Here is a 2,438-nt window from a genome sequence, read left to right on the forward strand (position 1 = left end):
ATTCGGGAGCTCGACGTGGTAGATGTTGGCCCCCGGCCCCCGTCCGACCGCACCGGGCAATGGCAGTGAATTCAGGCTCTGGAATGCGCATCCCGACGACGTCAACGCCACACAACAGCCGACGACCAACACCCGCCTAACCGCAACCCGGGCGATCATTGCTGTGGCCCTTCGGCCGGCAGCAGCAAGTCCGACACACTCGACGCCGGTGGCACCGCCCCTGGCGATCCCGCCGGATCACCCGGCAGGCCGCATTGTGATCCTCCGATCCTGCGGCCCAACGTGCAGCCAGGGCACACCGGAATACCGTTGTACGGCAAGGGAACTAGCGACCGAGGTACGGGCGACGGGAAGCCGGCCACGCCGACGCCAGTCGGACCACCCGAAGCGAAATCGTCGAAACACGTGTGGATCAGCAGAATGAACTCCTTTCCGGTGCGATTACGGCGGGATTAGTGGGCCGATCGGTGTGGTGGTCGTCGCGGCGACGAGAAGTCCGGCAAGCTCAGCTGGCCGACTCAGGAACGGTGAATGCGAGGAGTCGATCGTCAGTGGTTCGACGCCAAGGCGCTTGATCACAACATCGGAGAGCCACCGCGGTTTGGAGCGATCCTGCAGGCAGAGGATGTAGCTGCGGGGCAGGTCGGCTGCCCAGAAATGGGGTACCGATACGGGCGTGGTCGTCGTGTCGCCGAACCGCTCCGGGCACAAGCGCTCAAACGCCCATCGTGCGGTTTGCTCGTCGCAGTCGTGGTAGAAGTATTTCCACGCGCCTTCGAAGGTGGCGAAGCTCATGGCGCCGTCGTCGCCAAAATGCAAGTGGCCGAACATCTCTCCGACGTCGGCGTCAAACGAACCGTCCTCGGAGTTGCGCATCGCCATCGCTTCGGGATAGGTGCGACCCTCACGAGGCAGCGCGGCCGCCAAGTAAATGATGTGGGCGACGAGGTCACTGGCTGCATCTGCGGCCAAGGTGATGTCGAAACCACCTCCGGAGTGGCCGACCAGGACATCTCCCGCTCGTAGAACGCCAACGATGGCGTCGCGTCGGTTGGCAAGCGTGGATTCCTCGTGAAGGCGCGTGCCGTGGCCGGGAATGTCGACGGCCACCGCGTCGTGGCCGAGGCGGTTCAGTTCGGGGATGGTCCGGTCCCAGCACCATGCCGCGTGGAAGCCACCGTGCACGAGGACGAAACGCATAGATCCTTCCCTTCCGGCCTAGGTGTGTCGAGGCCGGAGCGGTCGATGCTTAGCTACCCCCCGAGTTCGTGCCGCAGGAGTGCACATCACCAACGCGGCCATCGCCTGCGCGGGCTCGAGATTCGTGCGCCCCCTCACCGGAGTCGTCGACGCCCTCATCGCGTATCGGTGACTCATGAGTCCAGACGGTAACACGATTTCTACAAATGTAGGAAAATAAATCTACATTTGTAGAAACTCTTCGTGTGCAGGTCGGACCCGATCGGTCGGAGCCGATCGGTCAGAACTGGCCGTTGTGCACGTGATGGGAAGCGGCGACTCCGGCGACCAGCGCGTGCAGCAGCTGGGTGAGCTCCTCGGCACTGTCGACGCCCGGATGTCCAAATACCTGCCGGACGATCACACCGTTGATGAAGGTTGTGATCGCACGGGCCTGCTTCTCCACCAGAGCCCTATCGACGGGGCCGGGCTGCAGCTGCGTGACAGCCTGTTCGCTCAGCGCGACGAAACCCGCAATTGCATCCTCAATGGCACCCTGCAGCACTGCATCTCGGTGTGCATGCAACGCCAGTTCGTAGCGCGCCCGCGACCGATCCAGGCCGGGTCCGGTCGCCGAACGAATCACCATGTCGGCGAGTACCGACAAAGTGGTGGCGGCCGTTGTGGTCTCCGCCAGTGCGCGCCGTTGCATGACGTTTTCAAATTCGGCGGCGTCCAATTCGGCCACGCGCTCAGCCGTTGCGCGGAGCAACGCCGAACGGGTGCGAAAATACGATGACGTCGTGCCGTCGGGCAGCCCTGCCTGTCGCTCCACCTTGCGGTGGGTGAGCCCCTTGGCACCTTCGTCGGCAAGGAGTTGGATCGCGGCATCACACAGAATGCGGCGGCGCCCTGCGACATCAGCTTTCCGCTTCATAGCAACGCGGGCAGTGTATCTCAGCCAATCGTGTCCCGGGAGGTCACGGCCACGGGTGAACTGTGCGGGCGGTGCCCTGTTCACCACCATCGTGTTGTGCCACGAAAGTTCTGCTGCCGCCGCAACTGCGTCTACATCAGTGTCGAACATGCCCGCGTACACGTCGGGCGGCACCGCCACGCGCATGCGCCGCCAGCGGGCATTGTGGTCTCTTGACTGGGTCGACTGAAGAGGGGTCAAATCCTTTGCCCACCGCCACAAGTCAGTGGGTATGGTTCGACGATGACGCCGGGCCGCGCAGCGCGAAAGCCACGGCACGTGC

2 protein-coding genes and 1 pseudogene are annotated in these 2,438 nt (G+C 63.7%); all 3 read right to left on the bottom strand.

Annotated features, from left to right (window positions below):
• A pseudogene (locus tag ACZY0B_RS27225) lies at positions 1 to 159 on the bottom strand (MCE family protein); the annotation flags it as partial.
• A gap of 282 nt (positions 160 to 441) precedes the next feature.
• Positions 442 to 1,200 carry an alpha/beta fold hydrolase gene (locus ACZY0B_RS27230; RefSeq protein WP_463767334.1) on the bottom strand — a complete coding sequence of 253 codons (759 nt, stop codon included), beginning with the start codon at positions 1,198 to 1,200 and terminating at the stop codon, positions 442 to 444.
• A 280-nt stretch (positions 1,201 to 1,480) separates the two neighbouring features.
• On the bottom strand, positions 1,481 to 2,116 hold the full coding sequence (locus ACZY0B_RS27235) for a TetR/AcrR family transcriptional regulator (RefSeq protein ID WP_463767335.1): 636 nt from the start codon (positions 2,114 to 2,116) through the stop codon (positions 1,481 to 1,483).
• Between the last annotated feature and the right edge of the window lie 322 nt (positions 2,117 to 2,438).

The sequence above is a fragment of the Mycobacterium sp. IDUB_19 genome, from assembly GCF_055419445.1.